This window comes from Ferrovibrio sp., assembly GCF_964218355.1.
Classification (GTDB): Bacteria; Pseudomonadota; Alphaproteobacteria; order Ferrovibrionales; family Ferrovibrionaceae; genus Ferrovibrio.
In genome coordinates, this window is the sequence record NZ_CAXPMC010000019.1 from 130,060 (window position 1) to 156,030 (window position 25,971).

Genomic DNA, 25,971 nt, shown 5'->3' on the forward strand with positions numbered 1-25,971 from the left:
AGCGAACCCCATGCGCGCGCCCCTTGCGCCTGGTCAAAGCCGCGGCCTTAACTTTCCGGTAGCTGCTCTACTGTTAGGTCAGGAGCAGCAACATGAGAGAAGCTCAGATGATCCGGGTCTTTATCGGCTACAGCCGGTCCGCGCCGGTGGCCTCCAGCGTGGCCGCCCTCAGCATCAACCGCCGTGCCTCGCGCCCGGTGGCGATCACCCATCTGGCCCTGAACCAGCTGGAGGGAATCTATACCCGGCCGCGCCACGAGCTGCAGTCGACCGACTTTTCCTTCTCGCGCTTCCTGACCCCCTATCTGGCCGGTTTTACGGACTGGGCGATCTTCATGGACGACGACATGCTGGTCCTCGACGACATCGCCAGGCTGTGGGACCTGCGCGACGACCGCTATGCCGTGCAGGTGGTCAAGCATGACCATGTGCCGAAGGAGGATGTGAAATTCCTCGACCGGGTGCAGACCAAATACGAGAAGAAGAACTGGTCCAGCGTGATGCTGTTCAACTGCGCCCGATGCACGGCGCTGACCCCGGATTACGTGAACAGCGCCACCGGGCTGGAGCTGCACCAGTTCAAATGGCTGGGCGATGACGGCCTGATCGGAGAGCTTCCGCATCGCTGGAACCACCTGGCCGATTACGACCCGTCGGTACCGGTGAAGGACGTGTCGATCGTGCATTACACCCTGGGCGGGCCGTTCTATGACGATTACCGGGATTGCGCCTATAGCGGGGAATGGCGGGCCGAGCGCGAGATGATGCTCCACTGCGACCAGCGGATGGCCCGGCCCGTGGCCAAGTCCAGCTAGGGCTGTCGGCGCAATAATATAACAATCTCGCGGGCTTATCCCCGCGGCCGCCCATCCGTCCGGAAATCGCCCGCGAACCGGGCCATCCGCGGCCCGGCAATGCTTGCCACCGCAGGCCGATATTTGTATGAAAGCCCGCTCACGCAGGCCCACCGGCCGGCGTGGTTGCTGTTGGCCGCGGGCGTGGTGGAACTGGCAGACACGCAGGATTTAGGTTCCTGTGCCGCAAGGCGTGTGGGTTCAAGTCCCTCCGCCCGCACCAGTTTGGCCAGGCGGATCGCGCCGGCGCCTCCGCAAGGGCGGATGGCGGCACGGAATTTACTCAAGGGACAGGTGTTTTCGTCATGCAGATCACGGAAGTCAGCGCGTCGGGCCTGAAGCGCGAATACAAGGTGGTGATCGCCGCCGCCGCGCTGGAAAGCACGGTCAACGAGAAGCTCGAAGGCCTGCGCGAGCGCGTCAACATGCCGGGCTTCCGTCCGGGCAAGGCGCCGGCGGCCCTCATCAAGAAGCAGTATGGCAAGGCGCTGCTGGGCGAGGTGATGGAAGAGCAGGTCAACACCGCCCTGCAGAAAGCCATCGACGACAACAAGCTGCGGCCGGCCATGCAGCCGAAGGTCGACATCGTCAGCTTCGACGAGGGCAAGGATTTCGAGTGTACCATCGCCCTCGAGGTGCTGCCGGAAATCGTTCCCGGCGACTTCAAGCAGATCAAGCTGGAGCGTCTGGTGGTCGAGCCGGGCGATGCCGAGGTCGACGAATTCATGACCCGTCTCTCCGAGCAGCAGAAGACCTACGAGAAGGTCGAGCGCGCTGCCGAGAAGGGCGACCAGGTGGTGATCGACTTCGTCGGCAGCGTCGATGGCGTGAAATTCGAAGGCGGCGCGGCGGACGATTATCCTCTGGTACTGGGCTCGAACAGCTTCATCCCGGGCTTCGAGGACCAGCTGATCGGCGCCAAGGCCGGCGACGCGGTCACCGTGAAGGTGACCTTCCCGGAGGCCTACGGCAATACCGACCTGGCCGGCAAGGCCGCCGAATTCGCCTGCACCATGAAGGAAGTCCGCGGCGGCACTGCCGTCACGCTGGATGACGAGTTCGCCAAGCGCTTCGGTCTCGCCTCGCTGCAGGAGCTGAAGGACAACATCAAGAAGGACCTCGGTCAGGAGTACAAGGGTATGGCCCGCCTGAAGCTGAAACGCGGCCTGCTGGACCAGCTGGCCGACCAGCACAGCTTCCCGGTTCCCGAGGGGATGGTCGAGATGGAATTCGGCCAGATCTGGGGCGAGATTGCCGCCGATGCGGACCGGCTTGCCGCCGAACTGAAGGAAGAGGGCAAGTCCGAGGACGAGCTGAAGGCGGAATACCGGGGCATTGCCGAGCGCCGCATCCGCCTCGGCCTGCTGCTGTCGGAAGTCGGCCGGATCAACAACATCGAGGTCAAGCCCGACGAGATCACCCGCGCGATGATCGAGCAGGCCCGCCGTTTCCCCGGCCAGGAGCGCCAGGTGATGGAGTATTTTCAGAAGAACCCGGAAGCTGCCCAGAGCCTGCGCGCGCCGATCTTCGAGGACAAGGTGGTGGATTTCATCATCGAGATGGCCGACGTCACCGAGAAACCGGTGACCAAGGAAGAGCTGCAGAAGGAGGCGGAGGCCGTCGCCTCCTGATCCCGGCTGATTCGGCGGACTGCAGTCCGCTGTCACGGAACGCCGGGCATTGCCCGGCGTTTTCGCTTTCCGGCCCTGCCGCGGCCCCCCGGCCATTGCCGGAACGGCCCGGCTGCGCCACATTAAGGCAATTCCGCAATTCGCAATCCGAAGGCGCGCGTCATGGACAAGATGGTCGATACCTACATGAACATGCTGGTTCCCATGGTGGTCGAGCAGACCAACCGGGGGGAGCGTGCCTATGACATCTATTCCCGGCTGCTGAAGGAACGCATCATCTTCCTGGTCGGCCCGATCAACGATGCCGTGGCGGCGCTGGCCACGGCCCAGCTGCTGTTCCTGGAAGCCGAGAATCCGAACAAGGAGATCGCCGTCTACATCAACAGCCCGGGGGGCATCGTCACCTCCGGCCTGGCGATCTACGACACCATGCAGTACATCAAGCCGAAGATCGCCACCCTGTGCATCGGCCAGGCGGCCTCGATGGGCTCGCTGCTGCTGACCGCCGGCGAGAAGGGCATGCGCTATGTGTTGCCGAATGCCCGGGTGATGATCCACCAGCCCTCCGGCGGCTTCCAGGGCCAGGCGGCGGATATCGAGATCCACGCCAAGGAGATTCTTGACCTCCGCAGCCGGCTGAACGCGATCTATGCCAAGCATACCGGGCAGGATATTGCCGCGATCGAAACGGCGATGGAACGGGATCGTTTCATGACCCCCGAAGAGGCGAAGACCTTCGGCCTGGTCGACGAAGTGGTCTTCAAGCGGCCGGAGCAGGCTGAGGCCGCCAAGTCCTGATCCGGGCCGGCTTGTGCCGCGGCCCGCATCGCGGCGCAGCGGCCTCCGGCGCCTGTAAGCTCTTGTGGGATATGGCGGCTTGCCCCGGCGGCGGGGCGCCATATCTGGGTGGCGGGTCATCCGGTTGTGACCGCCTGCGGCCCCATGTCCGTTGTGCCGGGGGCGGGGCTTCCTTATGATGACGATTCGATGGAACAGGGCTGGCGGCGCCCGGCGCCGGCCCGCTGAGTGGAGTAGGCATGACCAAACTGAGTGGCGGTGACTCCAAGAATACCCTGTACTGCTCGTTCTGCGGCAAGAGCCAGCACGAGGTGCGCAAGCTGATCGCCGGTCCGACGGTGTTCATCTGCGACGAGTGCGTCGAGCTTTGTATGGACATCATCCGCGAGGAGCACAAATCGGCGCTGGTGAAGACCCGCGACGGCGTGCCGACCCCGCAGGAAATCTGCCGGGTTCTCGATGATTACGTGATCGGCCAGCAGCACGCCAAGAAGGTGCTGTCGGTAGCGGTGCACAACCATTACAAGCGCATCGGCCAGGGCGGCAAGAACAACGAGGTCGAGCTCGCCAAGTCCAACATTCTGCTGATCGGCCCGACCGGCTGCGGCAAGACCTTGCTGGCACAGACGCTGGCCCGCATCCTCGAAGTGCCTTTCACGATGGCCGACGCCACCACGCTGACCGAAGCCGGTTACGTGGGCGAGGATGTCGAAAACATCATTCTCAAGCTGCTGCAGTCGGCCGACTACAATGTCGAGCGTGCGCAGCGCGGCATCGTCTATATCGACGAGGTCGACAAGATCAGCCGCAAGTCCGACAACCCGTCGATCACCCGCGACGTGTCGGGCGAGGGCGTCCAGCAGGCTCTGCTGAAGATTATGGAAGGCACGGTGGCGAGCGTGCCGCCGCAGGGCGGCCGCAAGCATCCGCAGCAGGAATTCCTGCAGGTCGATACCACCAACATCCTGTTCATCTGCGGCGGCGCCTTTGCCGGGCTGGAGAAGATCATCGCCGGCCGTGGCAAGGGTACCTCGATCGGCTTCGGTGCCAATGTGCGCGGCCCGGACGAGCGTCGCTCGGGCGAGATTCTGGCGGAGGTCGAGCCGGATGACCTGCTGAAATTCGGCCTGATCCCGGAATTCATCGGCCGTCTGCCGGTGATCGCGACGCTGCATGACCTGGACGAGGCGGCGCTGGTCGACATCCTGACCAAGCCGAAGAATGCCCTGATCAAGCAGTACCAGCGCCTGTTCGAGATGGAAGACGTCAAGCTGACCTTCTCGGAGGAGGCGGTTTTCGCGGTGGCCCGCAAGGCGATTGCCCGCAAGACCGGTGCCCGCGGCCTGCGCTCGATCCTGGAGAGCATCCTGCTCGACCCGATGTTCGATCTGCCGAACATGAACGGCGTCGAGGAGGTGGTGATTTCGCCCGATGTGGTCGAGGGCCGGGCCAAGCCGCTGCATATCTACGCCGACCGCAAGCAGGAGGATGTCAGCGCCTGAGGGCCTGACGTCGCTGTTGCGGCCGTCACTGTTACGGCGGTCACATTTCCTGCGATTTCCAGAGCGGCGGTCTGCCCCGGCTCAAAGGGGCGGCCCGTAATGCTCGACGGTGGGAAAAGGCTCGTAGAATCCGTGCAGTAATGCGCGCCAGCGGCGATAGTCGGCCGACTGGCGGAAACCCGGATCATGATCGGTTAATCTGGCCCAATACACCTGCAGCAGGTAGCGCCGGGGGTTTTCCAGACAGGGCCGCAGGCTGGCGCCGTGGCAGCCCGGCTGGCGGCGGATCAGCGGCAGCGCCTCGGCCATGGCTCGCGTGAACCTGGCGGTCTGCCCCGGCCGGATGTCGAGCAGGGCGATTTCCAGGATGCCCGCGGCCTCTGTGATATTTCCCGGCGACTCCGGTTGCGACTCGGTTTGCCCCATGATGTTGCCCTTGCGTTGCCCGGGCATGCCTTGACGGACCTTCCCGGAATTCCCATCTTAATTGCATCAGGCGGCAAAGGAATGCTGATGTCAGGTTCCGGCGCCCCATCCAGGATAAAGTGCCATGTTCACATCCCCCCGTGCCCAGACTTTCCCCGTCCTGCCGCTGCGGGACATCGTCGTCTTTCCGCACATGATCGTGCCGCTGTTTGTCGGCCGCGAGAAATCGGTGCGGGCGCTCGAGGATGTCATGAAGGACGACAAGCAGATCCTGCTGGTCGCCCAGAAGAATGCCGGGCAGGACAATCCGGAGCCTGATGACATCCACGCCGTTGGCACCGTTGCCTCGGTGCTGCAGCTGCTGCGCCTGCCCGATGGCACCGTCAAGGTGCTGGTCGAGGGCAGCCAGCGTGCGAAGATCGTCAAGTTCGTCGAGAACCAGGATTTCTTCCAGGTTCAGGCCGAGATGGTCGACGAGGATGCCGGCGAAGCGCGCGAGATGGAGGCGCTGTCCCGCTCGGTGATCAACCAGTTCGAGCAGTATGTGAAGCTGAACCGGAAGATCCCGCCCGAGGTGCTGGTCTCGCTGAACCAGATCGACGACCCCTCCAAGCTGGCGGATACCGTTGCCTCGCATCTGACCATCAAGATCAGCGACAAGCAGGAACTGCTGGAGATCGCCTCGGTGGTCGAGCGGCTGGAGCGCGTCTACGCCCTGATGGAAGGCGAGATCGGCGTGCTGCAGGTCGAGAAGAAGATTCGCTCGCGCGTGAAGCGCCAGATGGAGAAGACCCAGCGCGAATATTACCTCAACGAACAGCTCAAGGCGATCCAGAAGGAGCTGGGCGAGGGCGAGGACGGCCGCGACGAGGTGGCCGAGATCGAACTGCGCATCAAGAAGACCAAGCTGTCGAAGGAAGCGCGCGAGAAGGCGCTGGCCGAGGTCAAGAAGCTGCGCTCGATGAGCCCGATGTCGGCGGAGGCGACGGTCATCCGCAACTATCTCGACTGGATGCTGTCGATTCCGTGGGGCAAGCGCAGCAAGGTCAAGAAGGATATCAGGAACGCCGAGAAGGTGCTGAACGACGACCATTACGGTCTGGAGAAGGTCAAGGAGCGCATCCTTGAATATCTCGCCGTGCAGCAGCGCTCCGGCAAGCTGAAGGGGCCGATCCTGTGCCTGGTCGGCCCGCCCGGCGTCGGCAAGACCTCGCTCGGCAAGTCGATTGCCCGCTCGACCGGCCGCAACTTCGTGCGCGTGTCGCTGGGCGGCGTGCGCGACGAGGCCGAGATCCGCGGTCATCGCCGCACCTATATCGGCTCGATGCCCGGTAAGGTCGTCCAGTCGATGAAGAAGGCGAAGACCAACAACCCGCTTTTCCTGCTCGACGAGATCGACAAGATGGGCCAGGACTTCCGCGGCGATCCGTCCTCGGCACTGCTGGAAGTGCTCGACCCCGAGCAGAACAGCACCTTCAGCGATCATTACCTCGAAGTCGATTACGACCTGTCGGACGTGATGTTCATCTGCACGGCGAACAGCCTGCGCATGCCGCAGCCGCTGCTCGATCGCATGGAGATCATCCGCATCCCGGGTTACACCGAGGACGAGAAGATCGAAATCTGCAAGCGCCACCTGCTCGACAAGCAGATCAAGGCGGCCGGTCTGAAGAAGGGTGAGTGGTCGATCACCGACGACGGCCTGCGCGATCTGGTCCGCTATTACACCCGCGAGGCCGGCGTGCGCTCGCTGGAGCGCGAACTGGCCAACCTGGCCCGCAAGGCGGTGAAGGAAATCCTGTCGAAGGGCGTCAAGTCGATCAAGGTGACGCCGAAGAATCTCGACAAGTATGCCGGCGTGCGACGCTTCCGTTACGGCGAAGCCGAGATGGAAGACCTGGTCGGCACCACCACGGGCCTTGCCTGGACCGAGGTTGGCGGCGAACTGCTGTCGATCGAGGCGGTGATGCTGCCGGGCAAGGGCCGCATGACCATCACCGGCAAGCTCGGCGAGGTGATGCAGGAATCCGTACAGGCGGCACGATCCTATGTGCGCAGCCGCGCGGTCGCCTTCGGCGTCAAGCCGCCGCTGTTCGACCGGCGCGACATCCATATCCACGTGCCCGAGGGGGCGACGCCGAAGGACGGCCCCTCGGCTGGTGTGGCCATGGTCACCTCGATCGTGTCGGTGCTGACCGGCGTGCCGGTGCGCAAGGATGTGGCGATGACCGGCGAGGTCACGCTGCGTGGCCGCGTGCTGCCGATCGGCGGCCTGAAGGAGAAGCTGCTGGCCGCCCATCGCGGCGGCATCAAGACCGTGCTGATCCCGAAGGACAACGAGAAGGATCTCGTCGAGATCCCGGACAATGTGAAGAAGGGGCTGAAGATCATTCCGGTCTCGACCTGCGAGGAAGTGCTCAAGCATGCCCTCACGGCGGAACTGAGCCCGATCGAGTGGAATGACGTCGACGATCTGACAAAGCCGGCGGTGGTCGAGCCTGAGGGCGAAACCGACCGCGAAGGCGTGGTCAAACACTGATAACGGCAACCGGATCAGCTTTCCGGAGGATGGCGGCGTGAACAAACAGGACCTTATGGCCGAGGTGCGCGATACCACCGGCCTCAGCAAGGAACAGGCGGAGCGTGCCGTCGAGGCGGTCTTCGGCCTGATCACCGAGGCTCTGCGGCGCGGCGACGAGGTGCGCATCGTTGGGTTCGGCAGTTTCTTTGTCGGCACCCGTGCGGCCAGCCCGGGGCGCAATCCGCGCACCGGCGAGCGCATCGACCTGCCGCCGACCAAACAGCCGAAATTCCGGGCCGGCAAGACGCTCAAGGAAGCCGTCAGCTGACCCGCAACTGTATCGGAATGCAGGCGGCCGGCAGATTTCCTGCCGGCCGCTCTGTTTTCCGGTGCCGGGCAGCCGCAGGTGTCATATTTGTGTCGCAGGGCACCGTAATATGATCTGATCCGGTTCGCACGGACAGGCGGGGATACAGGCAGATGGGGTCCGGTTTCGATCAGTTCGCACGGGCCGTTCTCGAGCCGGCCGGGGGTGACCTGCTGGTCGAGATCGCCGCGCCCGTACATGCAGGCGCCATCGCGCTGCACCGGCTCTGGCTCGACCTGAAGCCGGCCGACGGGCTGCCGGCCCGCGATCTTTTCAGCTTCGAACGCCTGGGCGGCCTCGGTATCCTCGGCAATTGCTTCGTGATCGAACCTCTGGATGGCGGTCGCGACTGGCGCTACCGCCTGCTGGGGTCGCGGATCACCTGGCTGTTCGGCCAGGATGTGACCAATGTGCCCTTCTCGCAGCATTTCGATCCCGAGGAGGCCGAGCTCTGCATCCGCCTGTCCAACCGGGTGGCGCAGAGCGGGCGGCCGCTATTCCTGACCGGCCGTTTCCGCACCGGGGATTTCAGCGGCAGCCTCGAAACCATGTCACTGCCGGTGCTGGCCCGCGATGGCCATGCGGTCTGGCTGATGGGCGCCAGCTTCCCCTCCGAGCATCGGGACTGACGCGGATATACGGCCCATGGCTGTGGCTGTCATGTTTTGGCCACGCCGTCATGGCAGATCGTGATGGTCTGGAAACATGCGGAGCAAGCCATGACGCCAATCGGCCCTGAATCTGTCCTGCGGCGTGCCGAGTGGATCGCCGATGCGGTGGTGCATGGCATCGGGCTCGCTTTCGGTCTGGCCGCCTGTATCGCCATCGCCATCTTCGCGATTCCGGAAGCGGATGGCCTGCGTCTGACCAGCCTCGGCCTGTACGGTTTCGGCCTGCTGGCCATGCTGGGCTGCTCGGCCTGGTACAACATGGCCGGCCCTGGCCGCTGGAAGGCGGTGCTGCGACGATTCGACCATGCGGCGATCTTCCTGATGATCGCCGGCACCTATTCGCCTTTCGCACTGATCGTGATCGGTGGCGGCTGGGGCCTTGGCGTATTCCTGTTCGTCTGGGGCGTGGCGCTGGCCGGCGCAGCCCTGAAGCTGCTTCTGCCCGGCCGGTTCGAACGGCTGTCGGTGGCGGTCTATCTGCTGCTCGGCTGGACCATTCTGGTCGCCTTCAATCCGCTGCTGGAGGGGGCATCGCTGTCGGCGCTGGTGCTGCTGCTGACCGGCGGCGGGCTCTACAGCCTCGGAGTGATCTTCCATCTGTGGGAGCGGCTGCCCTTCCAGACCGCCATCTGGCATGTCTTCGTGCTGGCCGCCGCGGCCTGCCATTTCAGTGCCATCCTGCTGGACGTGGCGCTGGTTGCCTGAAGCCGGCCCGGCTTGCCCGGCAGGGGCGCGGCTGCTATAGAGCCCCGGTTCGCCGCTGCATGCGGCCGCGGGCGGTTAGCTCAGTGGTAGAGCGCCTCGTTTACACCGAGGATGTCGGGAGTTCGACCCTCTCACCGCCCACCATTCCCTCATCCGGTCAGTCAGTTAGCCCTGCTTGCGCGGAAGCGCCGGCGGGTCCGCGCGCCTGCGCCGGCCGGTTGTGATCCTACGGGTTGCGCCTTTTATGGGAATAGGGTTGCGCCTTTTGGCGCAACCGGGTATCACCGCTGTCAGAGGCAGCAGCCCGGGGCAGGGATTCCATGGCCACCACTACCATCGGCGTGAAGATCGACGACGACTTGCGGGGGCGGCTGAAGGTTGCTGCCGAGCGGCTCGGACGCACCCCGCACTGGCTGGTCAAGCAGGGCATCTTTTCGATCCTGGAGCGGGTCGAGCGCGGCGAGGATATTACCGGCGCCGGGGACGAGGGCCGCGGCGACCCGGCCGGTGTGGCCAATCCGCTGCCGGAACCTGTCCGGCCGCCCGCCCCCTTTCTCGATTTCGCACTGGGTGTCCAGCCGCAGAGCGTGCTGCGGGCCAGGATCACCGCGGCCTATCGCCGGCCGGAGCCGGAATGCCTGCCGCTGCTGCTGGCCCAGGCGGCGCTGCCGGCGGCGCAGGCGGTGGAAGCCAGGCGGCTGGCCCTCGATCTGGTCGGCCGGCTGCGGGCCAGGGGCCAGAGCGGCGGCGTCGAAGGCCTGATCCATGAATATTCCCTGTCCAGCCAGGAAGGCGTGGCGCTGATGTGCCTGGCCGAAGCCCTGCTGCGCATTCCCGACCGCGCCACCCGCGATGCCCTGATCCGCGACAAGATCGGCCATGGCGACTGGGAAGCGCATCTGGGCCACAGCCCGTCGCTGTTCGTCAATGCGGCCACCTGGGGCCTGCTGGTGACCGGCCGGCTGGCGGCGACCAGCAGTGGTGCCGGACTGTCCACGGCGCTGACCCGCCTGATCGCGAAAGGCGGCGAGCCGCTGATCCGCCGGGGCGTCGACATCGCCATGCGGATGATGGGGGAGCAGTTCGTCACCGGACAGACCATCGCCGAGGCCCTGGCCAACAGCCGCCGCTTCGAGGCGATGGGGTTCCGCTATTCCTACGACATGCTGGGCGAGGCTGCGGTCACCGCTGCGGATGCCGCGCGGTATTACGGCGAATACGAGCAGGCGATACACGCCATCGGCAAGGCGGCGGCAAGGCGCGGGATCTATGAGGGGCCGGGCATTTCCGTGAAACTCTCGGCCCTGCATCCGCGTTATTCGCGGGCGAACCTGGAACGGGTGCAGGGCGAATTGCTGCCGCGGCTGAAGGCCCTGACCCTGCTGGCGCGGCAGTATGATATCGGCCTCAATATCGATGCCGAGGAAGCCGACCGGCTGGAAATCTCGCTCGACCTGCTGGAAGCGCTCTGCTTCGATCCGGACCTGGCCGGCTGGAACGGCATCGGTTTCGTGGTGCAGGCCTACCAGAAGCGCGCCCCCTTCGTGATCGACTGGCTTCTCGACCTGGCCCGGCGCAGCGGCCATCGCCTGATGATCCGCCTGGTCAAGGGCGCCTACTGGGACAGCGAGATCAAGCGCGCCCAGGTCGACGGGCTGGAAGGATTCCCGGTCTTCACCCGCAAGCTGCATACCGACGTGTCGTATCTGGCCTGCGCCCGCAAGCTGCTGGCGGCACCGGACGCGGTCTATCCGCAATTCGCCACCCACAACGCGCAGACCCTAGCCAGCATCTATACCATGGCCGGCGGCAACTATTATGCCGGCCAGTACGAATTCCAGTGCCTGCATGGCATGGGCGAACCGCTCTACGAAGAGGTGGTCGGCCGCGGGAACCTGAACCGGCCCTGCCGCATCTACGCCCCGGTCGGCAGCCACGAGACCCTGCTGGCCTATCTGGTCCGGCGTCTGCTGGAAAACGGCGCCAATACGTCCTTCGTCAACCGGATTGCCGATCCGGATGTGCCGCCGGAGGATCTGGTGGCCGATCCGGTCGAACTGGCGCGGGCAATCCAGCCGTTGGGGGCACCGCACCCGAAGATCGCCCTGCCACGCGATATTCTCGGGGGCCGACCGAATTCCGCCGGTTTCGACCTCTCGAACGAGCAGCGTCTGGCCTCGCTGTCGGCCGCCCTGCTGACGGCCGGCGAAACGACATTCTCGGCGGCCCCGCTGCTGGCCGACGGCGTGGCGGAGGGTCCGGCACTGCCGATCCGCAATCCGGCGCGGCACGACGACATTGTCGGCGATGTGGTGCCGGCCGATGCGGCGATGGTGGGCAGGGCCGTCGATCTGGCCGTGGCCCAGGCCCCGATCTGGCAGGCAACTCCGCCGGCGGAGCGTGCGGCCTGCCTGCAGCGTGCGGCCGATCTGCTGGAGGACCGCATGCCGCGACTGCTCGGCCTGATCGTGCGTGAGGCCGGAAAGTCGCTGCCCAATGCGATTGCTGAAGTGCGCGAGGCCGTGGATTTCCTGCGCTACTATGCCGGCGCGGTGGCGGCAGGTTTTTCCAACGACACGCATCGGCCGCTCGGGCCCGTCGCCTGCATCAGTCCATGGAATTTTCCGCTGGCGATCTTCACCGGCCAGGTGGCTGCGGCACTGGCGGCCGGCAACGTGGTGCTGGCCAAGCCAGCGGAAGAGACGCCGCTGATCGCCGCGCAGGCCGTGCGAATCCTGCACGAGGCCGGTATCCCGCCCGGCGCCGTCCAGCTGCTGCCGGGGGATGGGGAAACCGGTGCCGCGCTGGTGGCCGACGCACGTATCTGCGGCGTGCTGTTCACAGGATCGACGGCGGTGGCCCGCCTGATCCAGCGCCGGCTTGCCGGCCGGCTCACGCCCGGAGGGCGGTCGATCCCGCTGGTGGCCGAAACCGGCGGCCTCAACGCGATGATCGTCGATTCCTCGGCCCTGCCCGAACAGGTGGTGGCAGATGTGATCGCATCGGCATTCGACTCGGCTGGCCAGCGCTGTTCGGCCTTGCGCGTGCTGTGCCTGCAGGCGGATGTCGCCGACCGCGTGCTGGCAATGCTGAAGGGAGCCATGCGGGAATTGTCGGTCGGTTCGCCCGACCGGCTGTCGGTCGATATCGGTCCGGTGATCACGGCCGAAGCGAAACGCATGATCCAGGCCCATGTCGCGGCGATGCAGGAGAAAGGCTTCCGTGTCGAGCAGCTGGACCTGCCGCCGGAGACAGGCCGTGGGACTTTCGTGGCGCCGACCCTGATCGAGGTCGGGCGGTTCGCTGATGTCGGGCGCGAGATATTCGGCCCGGTCCTGCACATCCTCCGGTTTTCACGGACCGGGCTCGGGGCGCTGGTCGAAGAGATCAATGCGGCCGGCTACGGTCTCACCTTCGGCGTACACAGCCGCATCGATGAAACGATTGCCGAAGTCACCCGGCGGATTTCGGCCGGCAACATCTATGTCAACCGCAACGTGATCGGGGCCGTGGTGGGCGTGCAGCCTTTCGGCGGCCACGGCCTGTCGGGCACCGGACCGAAGGCAGGCGGGCCGCTCTACCTGCGGCGTCTGCTGGCATCCTGTCCGCCGGACCTTGAGCTTCCTGGAGAGGCCCGTACGGGCATCGGCGCCGGAGAGCCTGTGGCGACCGCCTATATCGCCTGGCTGGAAGGACAGGGCCATGATGCCATTGCCGCGCGCTGTCGTGCCTATCTGCAGCGCAGCCCCCGTGGCATGACTGCCGAACTGCCGGGGCCGGCCGGCGAGCGGAACCTGTATGCCATCGGTCCGCGCGGACCGGTGCGCTGCATCGCGCAGACGCAGACCGGACTGCTGCTGCAGATCGGTGCCGCCCTGGCCGCCGGCAATGAGGCGCTGCTCGATGGCGACGCGCTTTTGCCCTGCCGGCTGGATGCCCTGCCGGCTGTCCTGCAGCCGCATATCCGTGTCGCCGGAGCGGCCGCGGAGGCCGCAGCCGTGCTGTTCGAGGGCGATGGCGATGCGCTGCTGGAACTGGCCGGCCAGCTGGCGGCAGCCGAGGGCAGGATCGTGCCGGTTTTCGGGGCCAGTCCGGGCGGCCTGGAGGCGGGGGAGGAAGACTATCCGCTGGAATGGCTGGTCTCGGAACGCAGCGTCAGCACCAACACCGCGGCAGCCGGCGGCAATGCCAGCCTGATGAATATCGGCTAGCCGCGCAGTTGGCGCCCTGCGCGATTTATGGCACAAAAGGCAAAGAGGAAACGCAAACGGCCATAACAACCAGCAGGTGGGGCGTGGGAATCCGGGGCAGGCTTACAGTCGCCGTATTGGCGCTGACCGCAATGACGGTCGCCAGCAATATCGTTGCGGGCACTTTCTTCATTTCGACCCAGCAGACATTCACGGGGATTGCGGACCGGAGTTTTCCTGCCGTTATCGCCGCCCTGTCGCTGGCCGGCGGCAGCACCGAACTGGCGGCCGGTGCGCCGGCGCTGGCCGCCTCGGGCAGCGAGGCGGAGCGTGACAAGGTACTTGCCGAGCTGAAGGCCAGCCAGGATGCCTTCCGGCAGAAGCTGGAGGACCTGAAATCCCGCGAGGCCGATCCGCAGGCCATGGCCGGCCTTGAAGAGACGGCGGAATTCCTGACCGGAAGGATTGCGCAGATCGGTCGCTCGGTGACGGCGCGGCTGAACTGGGCGGACCAGCGCCAGGCGCTCAGCAAGAATATCGCCACCGAGTTCGCGAAATTCGAGAAGCTGGCCGGCCCGGCGCTGGACAAGGCCATCGACCAGTTGTCCGGACAGGGCGGTGGCCAGGAGTTGCGCGAGGCGGCCCGCAGCCTGTTCGATGCATCTGCGGCGGTCAACCATGTCGTCGGCATTCTCAGTGTTGCGGCCCAGGCAGCCAGTAACGAGGAGTTGGCCGCACTCAGCGCCGAGTTCGTCAAGGTCAATGGCCAGATCCGGCAGGATTTCGACCGCGCCGGCCGGAAACTGCCGATCGCGGATATGGCCGCTTCGGCAACCGCTCTGCTCGAATTCGGTCAAGGCTCGAACAACGTTTTCGATCTGCGGCGCGGTGAACTGCGTTCCTCGCTGATTGCCAATGCTGCGCTCGGACAGAGCCGTACGGCGGCAGCCGAGCTGAAAACCAAGGCCGAAGCACTGGTGGCGCAGATGCGCACGACCGCCGCCACCGGCACCGCTGCCGCGGTGCAGGCGGTGGCGCTGGCGCAGATCGTGCTGGTCTGCATCACGCTGGCCAGCCTGGCCGGGGCGGGGTTCGTCGCGGTGGCCGTGGTCGGCCGCACGGTGGTGAAACCGATTCTCTCGCTGACCGAAGTGATGGCCCGGCTGTCGGAGCGCGACTGGAAGGTCGAAGTGGCCGCGGCGAAGCGTCGTGACGAGATCGGCCGCATGACCGAAGCGATCCTGGTCTTCCGCGAGAATGGCCGGCAGAACGAACGCCTGCAGCAGCAGGTGGAGGAAGAGCGTCGCCGTTTCGAGGCCGAGCGCGCCGCCCAGGAAGAACTGATCGAGCGCGCTGTTGGTCAGGTGGTGACGGCCTCGGCCAATGGCGACCTGTCGCGCCGTATCGATACCGCGCCGCTGCAGGGGGTGATGCAGACCCTGGGCGAAGGGGTGAACACCCTGCTGGATGCCTTTGCGCAGGTGATCGACCGCGTGAATGCCAGGCTGGATGGGCTGGCGCATGGCGACCTGGCCAGCCGCATGGAGGGCGACTTTTCCGGAATCTTCCGCGAAATGCAGACCAACGCCAACCAGACCGCCGAGCGCCTGTCGGACATACTGGGGCAGATCGCTTCGGCGGCACAGGTGGTGCATGGCGCCGCCGGCGAGATTTCCAGCGGCGCCTCGGATTTGGCCAGCCGCACCGAACAGCAGGCCGCCAGTCTCGAGGAAACCGCTGCCTCGATGCACGAGATCACCGCAACGGTGAAACAGAATGCCGACAATGCCCGCTCGGCCAGCCAGCTGACCGATGCGGCCCGCAAGTCTGCCGACAGCGGCGGACGGATCACTGCCGATGCGGTCGCCGCAATCGGGGAGATCGAAAATTCCGCACAGCAGATTGCCGATATCGTCGGCCTGATCGACGAGATTGCCTTCCAGACCAATCTGCTGGCGCTGAATGCGAGCGTCGAGGCCGCCCGCGCAGGCGAAGCCGGCAAGGGCTTTGCGGTGGTGGCGCAGGAGGTGCGGGCACTGGCCCAGCGCAGCGCCAATGCCTCGCGGGATATCAAGGCCCTGATCGCCACATCCAATGCCAAGGTACGCAGCGGTGCCGAACTGGTGCGGTCTGCCGGCCAGGCGCTGGAGGATATCGTTGTCTCGGTGAAGAAGGCGGCCGATATCGTGGCCGAGATCGCCTCGGCCAGCAGCGAGCAGGCAGTCAGCCTTGACGAGGTCAACCGCGCCGTCACCGACATGGACGAGATGACCCAGCGCAATGGTGCCCTCGTCGAGGAGACCACGGCAGCGGCCCATGCGATGGAGACCCAGGCCGACGAATTGCGCAAGCAGGTCGGTTTCTTCCGCTTCTGACCAGATGCCCGCGAGACGGGCAGGGGGCTGCCGCGAAAGGCGGCGCACTGTCATTGGTCTGTGCACCGAGCGCCTGTCGGACAGCTTGCCGCCAGTGCATGGCTGCCATGCTGCCGGCCGGCTGGGGCTCCCGCCTTGCTGACGCCGGTGATCCCGGCTAACTGTTGCTGCAGCCGGCTCTGCCGGCAGTCGGCCAGCGCGTGGAGCAGCCTGTGAAGATTCTCGTTCTCGGCAGTGGCGTCATCGGTGTCTCGAGCGCCTATTTCCTGGCGAAAGCCGGCCACGATGTGACGGTGATCGATCGCCAGCCCGGCCCGGCCCTGGAAACCAGCTTCGGCAATGCCGGCGAGATCTCGCCCGGCTATTCGGCACCCTGGGCCGCGCCCGGCCTGCCGCTGAAAGCACTGAAGTGGCTGATGATGGCACGGCGGCCGCTGGTGATCTGGCCGAAGATCGATCCCGCGATGTGGATCTGGGGCCTGCAGGTGCTGGCCAACTGCACCACTGCCCGCTACGAACTGAACAAGAGCCGCATGTTGCGGCTGGCGGAATACAGCCGCGACTGCCTGCGTGAATTGCGGGCCGAAACGGGGATCGCCTATGATGAACGCAGCAAGGGCACGCTGCAGCTGTTCCGCAGGCAGGAGCAGCTGGACGGCGCCGGCGCGGATACGCGCGTGCTCGACCGTTTCGGCGTTGCCTATGACGTCCTGGACCGCGATGGCTGCATCGCCGCCGAGCCGGCACTGGGCCGCGTGCGCGACAAGTTTGTCGGTGGTCTGCGGCTGCCGGGCGACGAGACCGGCGACTGTTTCAAATACACCAATGCACTGGCCGACATGGCGAAGGCGCTCGGCGTCCAGTTCCGCTTCGGCGTCTCGATCCGCGCCATCCAGCGCGGCGGTACCGGCGTCACCGGCGTGGTCACCGATGCCGGCCTGCTGACCGCCGATGCCTATCTGCTGGCGCTGGGCAGCTACTCGCCGCTGCTGGCGCAGTCGGCCGGCCTGCGGCTGCCGGTGTATCCGGTGAAGGGCTATTCGATCACCGTGCCGGTGGCCGACGCGGCGGGAGCCCCGGAATCGACCGTGATGGATGAGACCTACAAGGTGGCGGTCACCCGGCTCGGCGACCGGATCCGGGTCGGCGGCACGGCGGAACTCAGCGGCTATGACCTGACCCTGCGCAAATGGCGCAAGGCACCGCTGGACTTCGTGGTGAGCGATCTGTTCCCCGGGGGCGGCGATCTTGGTCAGGCAACGTTCTGGGCCGGTCTGCGGCCGATGACTCCGGATGGCACGCCGATCATCGGCCGCACCCGTTTTGACAACCTGTTCCTCAATACAGGCCATGGCACGCTGGGCTGGACGATGTCGACCGGCTCGGGTCGTCTGATCGCAGACATCATTTCGGGCCGCACGCCCGGTGTCGATACCGAGGGGCTGTCGCTCGACCGCTACGGCAACTGAGGCGTCAGGGATTCCGGGCCGCCGGCTTTTTCGGCGGCAGCGGAACCGGCGGCTCGCTGCTGCCGGGACCGAGGGCGATCTGCATCAGGATGCTGTCGGTCCAGCGCCCGAACTTGTAGCCGACGGCCGGCAGCCGGCCGACCTCGCGGAAACCGGCCGATTCATGCAGGCGGATCGACGGCGCATTGGACGCGTCGACATAGCCGATCATCTGACGATAGCCGCTGGCTGCGCAGGATTCCATCAATGCGGCCAGCAGGCGCCGGCCAATGCCGATGCCGAGAAAATCCGGGTGGATATAGATGGAATGCTTGACCGTATAGCGGTAGGCCGGCCGCTTGCGGAAGGGTACGGCATAAGCGTAGCCCGCTATACGGCCGTCGCATTCGGCAGCCAGATGCGGCAGGCGTTTGCCCAGCATGTTCTTGCGCCGTTTCCGGATGTCGTCGGGGTCGGCGGCCTCCAGCGATACATCACCGAGTCCGCGCCGGATATGGTGGGTGTAGATGTCCAGCATGGCCGGCACATCCTGTTCGGTGGATGGCCGGATGACGATACCGGCCTGGTTTTGCGGAGCGGCCGGTGCAGCGGCGCTCATTCGCGCACCACATAGGTGTAGAAGCGCACCGATCCATCGGCTTCGGCCTTGCGGTACACGCCCTGGACCTCGCTCTCGAAGCCGGGGAAGAGGTTGGCGCCGCGTTCGAAGACCTTCAGGTAATCCAGCATCGGTTTTGCCCGCGCATCCAGGCGCTCGCCCGGCAGGATGGTGGCGATGCCCGGCGGATAGACCAGCATCAGCGTGGTGGCAATGCGGCCATCGATCTCGCTGAGCGGCAGGTAATCCACCCGGTTGCGGGTCAGCAGCTGCATCGCCTTGTAGGGCAGCATCGCCGGTGCCGGCAGATGCTCGGGACGGAACTGCTGGCGCTGCAGGGTGCTGACGGCATTCTCGCGGTAGAAGGCGTGCATTTCAGCGCAGAGATCACGCAGACGCACCCCGCTGTAGCGCTGGCGCCGGCGGGCAACGAATTCCGGCATGGCCACATCGAGCGGCACATTGTCGTCATGGAAGCGCTTGAACGAGGCCAGCGCCGAAAGCAGCGTGCCGGCCTTGCTCGATTCCACGCCCGGGGTCAGCAGGAACAGCAGTGAGTTGAGGTCGTTCTTCTCCGGCACCACCTGGTAGTCGCGCAGGAATTCCGCCACCACCGGCGCCGGTATGCCGTGATCCGCATAGGCGCCGGTATGGCGGTCGAAACCCGGCGTCAGCACGGTCAGCTTGGCCGGGTCGGTCATTGCATAACCGGGAGCAACATGGCGATACCCATGCCAGTCGGCGCCGGGTTCCAGGCGCCAGCAGGCCGGATCGCGGGCCAGGTCGTCGGTCGGTACGTCTTCCCACGGGGTTTCGCCATCCGCGCGGGCCACGCTGTCAGGCACGAAGGGGTCGAAGAACCACTGGCGTGCCGGATCGGCCTCCTTGGTTTCGAATTCCTTGCGCATGGCCCGCAGTTTCTTGCGGATCTCGATGCCGAGCCGGATGGTGTCGTCCCACAGCACCATGCCGGATCGGCCTTTCATCATCTGCGCGCCCACATCCAGCGAGGCGAAGAGGGGATAGAAGGGCGAGGTCGAGGCGTGGATCAGGAAGGATTCGTTGAAGCGGCGATGCTCGATCCGCCGTTCCTGTCCCTTGATGTGGTTGTCTTTCACATGGATCTGCGAGGCCTGCGAGAAGCTGGCCAGCTGCTTGTGGGTCGATTGCGTGGCAATGATGCCAGGCTGGCCGGCGCCGAGATCCTCCAGTCCCATGGCAAAACGGTCGCGGTAGAGTGGGTGGAATTTCATGAAGCCGGCCCAGGCCTCATCGAACACGATATAGTCGCAGAGATGGCCGATCCGCTCGATGATCATCTTTGCGTTGTTGATGGTGCCGTCATAGGTGCATTGCTGCAGGACGGCGGCGCGGAAGGGGCGTTCCCGTTTCCACGCATCCTTGTCGGCGACCAGCGGATGGTTGCGGATCTTTTCGCGGATTTTCGTTTCGTCCAGCGCCTCGTAGTCGATCGGGCCGATCAGGCCATGGGCGTTGCGGTCGGTTTCGAGGAAGATCGGGGTACCCTGGCCCAGCAGCAGGGCGCCATGATGGGCGGCCTTGTGGTTGTTGCGGTCGAACAGCACCAGATCGCCCTCGGCGACCAGGGCCTGCAGCACGATCTTGTTCGATGCGGAGGTGCCGTTGAGCACGAAGTAGGTGCGTTCGGCGCCGAAAATCTTGGCGGCTTCCTTCTGGGCCTGCAGGGCCGGGCCCTCATGGGTCAGAAGATCGCCGAGTTCCAGCACGGAATTGTCGAGATCGTCGCGGAAGATCGCCTCGCCGAGATGGTCGACGAAAATGCGGCCGATCGGGCTGCGGCCGTAGAAGATGCCGCCATTGTGGCCCGGGCAGGTCCACAGCTGGTTGCCTTCCTCGGCATAATCCACCAGGGCGCCGAAAAACGGCGTCTTCATGGTCTCGGCATACTGCTTGAGGCGGCTGACCAGGTTCTTGGCGATGAATTCCGGGGTCTCTTCTGCCAGGAAGATGTAGCCGTCGACCTCGCGCATCACTTCGACCGGGATGTCTTCCAGGCGCTGGCGGCGGACCAGGATGACGATCGGCATCTCGAGGCCGCGCTGGCGCACCAGATTGATCAGGGCCGCCGCCCGGCCTTCCGGGCCGCGCTTGCCCCAGTCGAGGATCATGCAGCCGATGGCCGAATCGGTGCGGATCGCCAGCTCGGCATCCTCGGTGCGCCGGGCCCGGACCACCTCGAAACCCAGTCGCTCGACCTCGCTGACAATATGCTTGAGGCGGTTGCCCTCCAGTTCATCCGCCTCGAAGGTGGGGGCACAGATCAGGAAGTTGAAACGACGGAAATAGTCCATGCGGCGGGGCCTCCCGATCGGGCATAAAACCGGTCGCCTGCCGGACGGGAACGGGCTGGGCCTTTGCGGCGGACACTCGAGCGATCTGGCGACGGACGGCGGTAAAAGCAGCCTGCATCCCTTAACGCGGGATCGTGACCGTTTTATTTCAGGGTTGTGTCCATCCTTGTCAACCGCCGATCTGGGAATGGTTATTCCGCCGCTTCCAGGGTGGGGTAGTCCGTATAGCCTTCGGCGCCACCGCCGTAGAAGGTGGCGCGGTTGCCGGCCGCCAGCGGGGCCTTGCGGCGCAGGCGCTCGACCAGGTCCGGATTGCTGATGAAAGGCCGGCCGAAAGCGACAAGGTCGGCCCGGCCACCGGCCAGCGCCGCTTCGGCCATCTCCGGGGAATAGCCGTTATTGACCATCCAGGCATTGCGGAAGCGACTGCGCAGAGCTCCGTAATCGAACGGGGCGATGTTGCGGTCGCCGCCGGTGGCCCCCTCGATCACATGGATATAGACGAGGCTGAGGCGGTCCAGCTGTTCGACCACGTGGTTGAACACCGGCTGCGGGTTGCTGTCGCTGGCGTCATTCGCGGGCGTGACCGGCGACAGGCGGATGCCGGTGCGGCCTGCGCCGATCTCCTCGGTGATCGCGGTCGCCACTTCCAGCATCAGCCGGGCGCGGTTCTCGATGCTGCCGCCATAGGCGTCGGTGCGCTGGTTGGTGCCGTCGCGCAGGAACTGGTCCAGCAGGTAGCCGTTGGCGCCATGGATCTCGACGCCGTCGAAGCCGGCGGCAATCGCATTGGCCGCGCCCCTGCGGTAAGCGGCGACGATGCCAGGCAGTTCGTCGAGTTCCAGCGCGCGCGGTTCCGAGACATCGACGAACTGGCCGCCGACGAAGGTCTTGGATTTCGCGCGGATCGCCGATGGTGCCACCGGCGCCTGGCCGCCCGGCTGCAGGTCGACATGGGAAATGCGGCCGACATGCCACAGCTGCAGGAAGATCCTGCCACCGCGGTCATGTACGGCACGGGGCACCGGCTTCCAGCCCTCGACCTGTTCCGGTGAATGGATGCCCGGCGTCGACTGGTAGCCCTGGCCTTCCGGGCAGACCTGGGTCGCTTCGGCAACGATCAGGCCGGCATCGGCGCGCTGGCGGTAATACTCCGCCATCAGGGCGGTCGGCACGTTGCCAGCGCCGGCACGGTTGCGGGTCAGCGGCGCCATCACGATACGGTTGGCCAGCGGGATGTCGCCAAGGCGACAGGGATCGAACAGCGATGTCATGATGGGCTCGTCTGTCTGGTGGGCGGGAGGGATGCGGGAAACGGCGGCCCGCAAGGGGCGTACCTCTCAATGAAGGGCAGTCAGGGCCGGAAGGCAACCCGGTGATGCTGCTTACGCAGCGGCATGCTGCGGGATCAGCGCCGCGGGCGCGGCCTGGCCGAGATAGGCATCGAAAGCAGCGCAGACCTGCCGCAGCAGGCTGCGTGCCCGTTCCGGCACGGTCACCCGCCAGTGACCGATCTCGACCAGGCCCCGCTGCCGCAGCGGTTCCAGCCTGCCGATGGCTTCGGTGAAGACGGCCGGATCTTCGCCGGCCACCTGCGCGGCTGCGGCAAGATCGACTGTCAGATTGCACATCAGCTGTTCGATCACGCTGCCGCGCAGCCGGTCGTTGCCATCCAGTTCGCGCATGCGGGCCACCGGCAGGCGCCCGGCCTGCACTGCCTGGCGCCAGGAGGCGACGGAAGGAGTGTTCTGGGCATAGCCCTGCGGCAGGGTGCTGATCGCCGACGGACCGAACCCCAGCAGCACCTCGCCGGTCTCGGTGGTGTAGCCCTGGAAGTTACGGTGCAGGCTGCCGGCGGCCGCTTTCACCGCCAGCGGGTCGCCGGCCCTAGCGAAGTGGTCGAGGCCGATGCGGTGGAACCCGGCACTGACCAGATAGTGCGCGGCAGCAGCTTCCTGCCCGAAGCGATCCAGCGTGCCGGGCAGGGCAGCAGCATCGATGCGGGCCTGATGCGCTTTCATCCATGGCACATGGGCATAGCCGAACAGCGCCAGCCGGTCGGGATCGAGGACCAGGCTCTGCTCGACGGTTTCCAGCAGGTTGCCGACCGTCTGGTGTGGCAGGCCGTAGATCAGGTCGAGATTGAGCGAGGCAATGCCGGCATCGCGCAGCAGGTCGGCGGTGCGCTGCAGATCGGAGAAGGGCTGGCGGCGGTTGATCGCGGCCTGCACGTGCGGATCGAGGCTCTGCACGCCAAGGCTGGCGCGATTGATGCCGAGCGCGGTCAGGCCGGGCAGCAGGCCGGCATCGCAATGACGCGGGTCCAGCTCGATGGCGATCTCGGCGCCGGGCCGGGGACTGAAATGGCGGTAAAGATGTTCAGCGATGCGCTGCAGGCCGTCGCCGCCGATGATGCCGGGCGTACCGCCGCCGAAATGCAGGCCGCTCAGCATCGCCCGCGCCGGCAGATACTGAGCCACCAGATCGATCTCGCGGGTCAGCAGCTCGGTGTAGCGGGCCAGCGTCTCGCCGCTCTTGGTCACCTGGGTATGGCAGCCGCAGTACCAGCACATCTGCCGGCAGAAGGGTACATGCACATACAGCGCGAAGGCGCTGCCTTCCGGGACGGCGCCGAGCCACTCGCGCCAGCGACGATCCTGGTCCACCGGCCGGAAATGCGGAGCTGTCGGGTAGGACGTGTAACGCGGCACCGGCCCGATCGCGGCGGCGAGGGCGGCAAGCTCCGCGACGGAGGCGGAGGGCTGGGCGATGGCATCGGGGCTCATGCCCCGGAATCTGCAGGCTTTCCCGGCCATGGCCTTGATCTGGCGCAAGACCATGGCCGGCTGCGACAATAACCCATGCCGGGGGTTCCATCCCGGGGCGGACTGCTCTATCCTCGGATGCAGTATTTCAGAAGAGATACTAGCAACAGAGGCGTGTGCGCATGACCTTTCTGGATGCGGCCTTTGCCATTCTGCCGGGCTTGGGGCTGATGCTGTTTGTCGGGATTGCGGGCGATGCGACGGCCCGCGGCATCGGCCGGTTCAGTGCGCGCCGCCATAACATCGACGGACTGCTCGAGCGCCAGCAGGCGCTCCGCGCGGTTTATGACGAGCGGGGCGGCCGGGCCGAGGGGCTGGCCAGGGAACTGGCCAGCATCGAGAGCAGCGCGTCTGCCGCCACCCGCGAGTATGAGCGCATGCGCAAGGCGGAGGCAGCCCTTGCGAATCCAGAAAACCATACGGTCTTCGAGATCGGGCATCTGACGGCCGATTGCGATGGCTGGTACGCCAAGGCCCTGCTGCATCGCGGCCACGAGATGTTCGGCGGCCTCGCCACGCTGCCGACCAACAGCGAGGGTTATCGCATCGCCCGGCTGGTGATCTGGGGCGTCAGCCAGGACGCGGCCCGCCAGATTTGCGCCCAGCGCTTTTCCAATGAGGCATCGCTGCTGTCGCTGCAGAAATTCCGCGGTTTTCTGAAGATCGACGATGCCTGATTTCGGATCTCTTGCCTATCTGCTGGTGCTGGCAGCGAATTTTGCGCTGATCGCCCTGGTGGGCGGCCTGGCTTACGAGAAAGGCCGGGATGCCTGGCAGGTCGCCGCAGCGCGCGCCCGGCAGGCCGCGGATGGCAACCGGTATATGCAGGACAATATCGAATCGGCAGAGAAGCGGGCGGCGCAACTGGTGGAAGAGATCGCGGCGGCGAAGGAGACCCTTGCCAGGGCGCAGGCCAATCTTGAAGCCATGCGCCGCCGGCATGCCGGCGAACCCCTGCCTTTCGCCTTCCGTGCCACCCCCACCGAGAATTTCGATCCGGGCGGCTCGGTCTGGGAGTTCCATGTCCGCCACGATTTTGAAGGGACCGGGACGGAAGACGGCCACCCCGCCGAATTATGGCAGAAAGGCAGGCTTTATCTGGTCCAGTCGACCACCCAGCAATCGGCCCAGGCGCAGCTGGAACGGCGGCTGCGGCCCTCCGACGGATTCCAGATCCGGCTGGTCCGGCGGCTGGAACACGAGCCGGTCAGGGCGGTCGAACGGGTCAGCTAAATGATTGGAAAACAGAAAGTAATCTCTCGCGCGGCCTGTGACAGCGATCACATCGGTTAACGCCGCGGCATGGCATAAACCGGGGGTCAGCGTCGAGGGACGACCCCTCGTGTTCCCCAACTCCCACCCCGGAGCCGCAAGGCTTCCGGGGTTTTTTCTTGGTCGCGGGCGGCAGGCTCCGGTCAGCCGAAACTGTCGGCGATGATGCCGGCATACCAGCCGGCGGTATGCTCGGCCTCGGCCTTGCGATGGGCGGCATCGGCTTTCGCGGGCGACACGCCGCCGGCATTGGGCACGGCGGCAACGCCGTTCGGGCCGACCCGGTAGGTGTCGGTGACCGAAATGCCGTAATCCGGCGTCACCAGACTGTAGCAGGTATTGTGGAACACCGCCGCCGGCGGTGTGCTGCCACGCAGCGAGGCGACGACATTGGCTGCCACCACCTTGGCCTGGCTGTTCGCCGCGGTGCCGGATTTGGGCATCGCGCCGGCGATCGAGGCATCACCCAGCACATAGACGTCGCGGGCCTTCTTCGATGCGAAGCTGTCTGGCTCGACGGCACACCAGCCATTCGCTTCCGCGAGGCCGGCATCCAGCGCGATGCGGCCGGCCGATTGCGGCGGGATGACGTTGATCACCGCGCCTTTCTCCTTGCCGAAGCCGGTGGTGACGGTCATGGCTTTCGGATCGACGCTCTCGACCCTGCCGCCATCCTTGCCGGCGATCCATGTGATCATGCCGGGATACTGGCTTTCCCAGCCGGGCATGAACAGGCCCTGTTTCGAGAAGGCGTCCTTGGCGTCGAGCACCAGGATTTTCGATTTCGGCTTATGGGTCTTCAGGTACCAGGCGATCATGCTGACCCGTTCATAAGGACCGGGCGGACACCGGAAGGGATTGGCCGGCGGGCAGACGATCACCGTGCCGCCATCGGCCATGCTTTCCAGCTGGCGACGCAGCAGCAGGGTCTGCGGCCCGGCCTTCCAGGCATGCGGCATCACGGTGTTGGCGGCCTGCTCACTCCAGCCCGGGACGCCGTCGTATTTCAGTTCGATGCCGGGAGCCACCACCAGCCGGTCATAATTGACCTGGTTGCCATCGCGCAGGCGCACGCGCTTCTGGGCGGCATCGATGGCGGCGGCCTCGGCCTGCACCAGCCGGACGCCGTAGCGCTGCTGCAGCGGCGTGCGGCGGTGGGTGATGTCGTCGATCTGGCGGATGCCGCCCAGCACGTAATTCGAGAACGGGCAGGTGATATAGCTGGCATCGCGGTCGATCAGGGTGACCTCGACCGACGGGTCGAACTGCTTGATGTAGCGGGCGGCGGTGGCGCCGCCGAAGCCGCCGCCGATCACCGCCACCCGGCCGCGGGTCTGGGCGCGGGCGATATGGGGCAGTGCAAAGGCGGCAGCGCCGGAGGCGGCGGCGGTCAGCAGGCGGCGGCGGGAGAAGGTTGGCGTGGTCATGGCGCGT

At 65.7% G+C, this 25,971-nt stretch carries 19 protein-coding genes and 2 tRNA genes; 15 read left to right on the forward strand and 6 right to left on the reverse strand.

All coding sequences use genetic code 11. The features are described 5' to 3' along the window. Nucleotides 1-92 precede the first annotated feature (92 nt). The 5 genes from ACEQZY_RS13225 to clpX all read left to right on the forward strand — a co-directional run bounded on the left by ACEQZY_RS13225 (nt 93) and on the right by clpX (nt 4,785). Complete coding sequence (locus ACEQZY_RS13225; RefSeq protein WP_370155078.1) at nt 93-815, forward strand: glycosyltransferase; 723 nt, start codon at nt 93-95, stop codon at nt 813-815. 177 nt (nt 816-992) lie between these two features. Continuing rightward, nucleotides 993-1,077 (forward strand) — tRNA-Leu (locus ACEQZY_RS13230). Nucleotides 1,078-1,159: 82 nt separating this feature from the next. Next, nucleotides 1,160-2,485 (forward strand): trigger factor, encoded by a 1,326-nt coding sequence (gene tig, locus ACEQZY_RS13235; RefSeq protein ID WP_341704344.1) that lies wholly within the window; start codon nt 1,160-1,162, stop codon nt 2,483-2,485. 171 nt (nt 2,486-2,656) lie between these two features. Then, nucleotides 2,657-3,283: an ATP-dependent Clp endopeptidase proteolytic subunit ClpP gene (gene clpP, locus ACEQZY_RS13240; protein ID WP_341704351.1), complete on the forward strand. Its 627-nt coding sequence runs from the start codon at nt 2,657-2,659 to the stop codon at nt 3,281-3,283. Nucleotides 3,284-3,522: 239 nt separating this feature from the next. Continuing rightward, on the forward strand, nt 3,523-4,785 hold the full coding sequence (clpX, locus tag ACEQZY_RS13245) for an ATP-dependent Clp protease ATP-binding subunit ClpX (protein ID WP_341704345.1): 1,263 nt from the start codon (nt 3,523-3,525) through the stop codon (nt 4,783-4,785). Between the two features lie 81 nt (nt 4,786-4,866). Here the strand turns inward: clpX and ACEQZY_RS13250 are convergent, their stop codons facing one another. Next, a complete protein-coding gene (locus ACEQZY_RS13250; protein WP_341704346.1) occupies nt 4,867-5,238 on the reverse strand; it encodes an antibiotic biosynthesis monooxygenase family protein in 372 nt (123 codons plus the stop codon). Nucleotides 5,239-5,335: 97 nt separating this feature from the next. Between ACEQZY_RS13250 and lon the strand changes: the two genes are divergently transcribed. The 8 genes from lon (at nt 5,336) to ACEQZY_RS13290 (ending at nt 17,509) form a co-directional block, all read left to right on the forward strand. Then, nucleotides 5,336-7,750 (forward strand): endopeptidase La, encoded by a 2,415-nt coding sequence (lon, locus tag ACEQZY_RS13255; protein WP_370155081.1) that lies wholly within the window; start codon nt 5,336-5,338, stop codon nt 7,748-7,750. Nucleotides 7,751-7,787: 37 nt separating this feature from the next. Next, nucleotides 7,788-8,060 carry an HU family DNA-binding protein gene (locus ACEQZY_RS13260; protein ID WP_341704347.1) on the forward strand — a complete coding sequence of 91 codons (273 nt, stop codon included), beginning with the start codon at nt 7,788-7,790 and terminating at the stop codon, nt 8,058-8,060. Between the two features lie 152 nt (nt 8,061-8,212). Then, nucleotides 8,213-8,728, forward strand: a complete 516-nt coding sequence (locus tag ACEQZY_RS13265; RefSeq protein ID WP_341704348.1) for a PAS domain-containing protein — start codon at nt 8,213-8,215, stop codon at nt 8,726-8,728. Nucleotides 8,729-8,818: 90 nt separating this feature from the next. After that, nucleotides 8,819-9,475: a hemolysin III family protein gene (locus ACEQZY_RS13270; protein WP_341704349.1), complete on the forward strand. Its 657-nt coding sequence runs from the start codon at nt 8,819-8,821 to the stop codon at nt 9,473-9,475. A 69-nt stretch (nt 9,476-9,544) separates the two neighbouring features. Continuing rightward, nucleotides 9,545-9,619, forward strand: a tRNA-Val gene (locus ACEQZY_RS13275). A gap of 176 nt (nt 9,620-9,795) precedes the next feature. After that, nucleotides 9,796-13,686, forward strand: coding sequence for a trifunctional transcriptional regulator/proline dehydrogenase/L-glutamate gamma-semialdehyde dehydrogenase (gene putA / locus ACEQZY_RS13280; RefSeq protein ID WP_370155086.1), 3,891 nt, complete (start codon nt 9,796-9,798; stop codon nt 13,684-13,686). 131 nt (nt 13,687-13,817) lie between these two features. Beyond that, nucleotides 13,818-16,040 carry a methyl-accepting chemotaxis protein gene (locus ACEQZY_RS13285; protein WP_341703597.1) on the forward strand — a complete coding sequence of 741 codons (2,223 nt, stop codon included), beginning with the start codon at nt 13,818-13,820 and terminating at the stop codon, nt 16,038-16,040. Nucleotides 16,041-16,252: 212 nt separating this feature from the next. Beyond that, entirely contained in the window at nt 16,253-17,509 is a 1,257-nt protein-coding gene (locus ACEQZY_RS13290; RefSeq protein WP_370155091.1) for a D-amino acid dehydrogenase, read from the forward strand. A 4-nt stretch (nt 17,510-17,513) separates the two neighbouring features. On the opposite strand, the gene ACEQZY_RS13295 is transcribed toward ACEQZY_RS13290, so the two are convergent. The 4 genes from ACEQZY_RS13295 to hemN form a co-directional block, all read right to left on the reverse strand. Then, nucleotides 17,514-18,107 (reverse strand): N-acetyltransferase family protein, encoded by a 594-nt coding sequence (locus ACEQZY_RS13295; RefSeq protein ID WP_341703599.1) that lies wholly within the window; start codon nt 18,105-18,107, stop codon nt 17,514-17,516. Continuing rightward, nucleotides 18,104-20,440, reverse strand: a complete 2,337-nt coding sequence (locus ACEQZY_RS13300; protein WP_341703600.1) for an Orn/Lys/Arg decarboxylase N-terminal domain-containing protein — start codon at nt 20,438-20,440, stop codon at nt 18,104-18,106. Before ACEQZY_RS13300 ends, ACEQZY_RS13295 begins: the two co-directional genes overlap by 4 nt. Before the next feature lie 191 nt (nt 20,441-20,631). Further along, entirely contained in the window at nt 20,632-21,714 is a 1,083-nt protein-coding gene (locus tag ACEQZY_RS13305; protein ID WP_370155094.1) for an alkene reductase, read from the reverse strand. Nucleotides 21,715-21,825: 111 nt separating this feature from the next. Continuing rightward, nucleotides 21,826-23,226: an oxygen-independent coproporphyrinogen III oxidase gene (hemN, locus tag ACEQZY_RS13310; RefSeq protein ID WP_370155096.1), complete on the reverse strand. Its 1,401-nt coding sequence runs from the start codon at nt 23,224-23,226 to the stop codon at nt 21,826-21,828. A 161-nt stretch (nt 23,227-23,387) separates the two neighbouring features. Between hemN and ACEQZY_RS13315 the strand changes: the two genes are divergently transcribed. Further along, nucleotides 23,388-23,942, forward strand: coding sequence for a hypothetical protein (locus tag ACEQZY_RS13315; protein WP_341703603.1), 555 nt, complete (start codon nt 23,388-23,390; stop codon nt 23,940-23,942). Then, on the forward strand, nt 23,935-24,498 hold the full coding sequence (locus ACEQZY_RS13320) for a hypothetical protein (protein ID WP_341703604.1): 564 nt from the start codon (nt 23,935-23,937) through the stop codon (nt 24,496-24,498). The genes ACEQZY_RS13315 and ACEQZY_RS13320 overlap by 8 nt, the downstream gene beginning before the upstream one ends. A gap of 182 nt (nt 24,499-24,680) precedes the next feature. Here ACEQZY_RS13320 and ACEQZY_RS13325 read toward each other — a convergent pair whose 3' ends face one another. Next, a complete protein-coding gene (locus ACEQZY_RS13325) occupies nt 24,681-25,964 on the reverse strand; it encodes an FCSD flavin-binding domain-containing protein (RefSeq protein WP_370155100.1) in 1,284 nt (427 codons plus the stop codon). Nucleotides 25,965-25,971 lie beyond the last annotated feature (7 nt).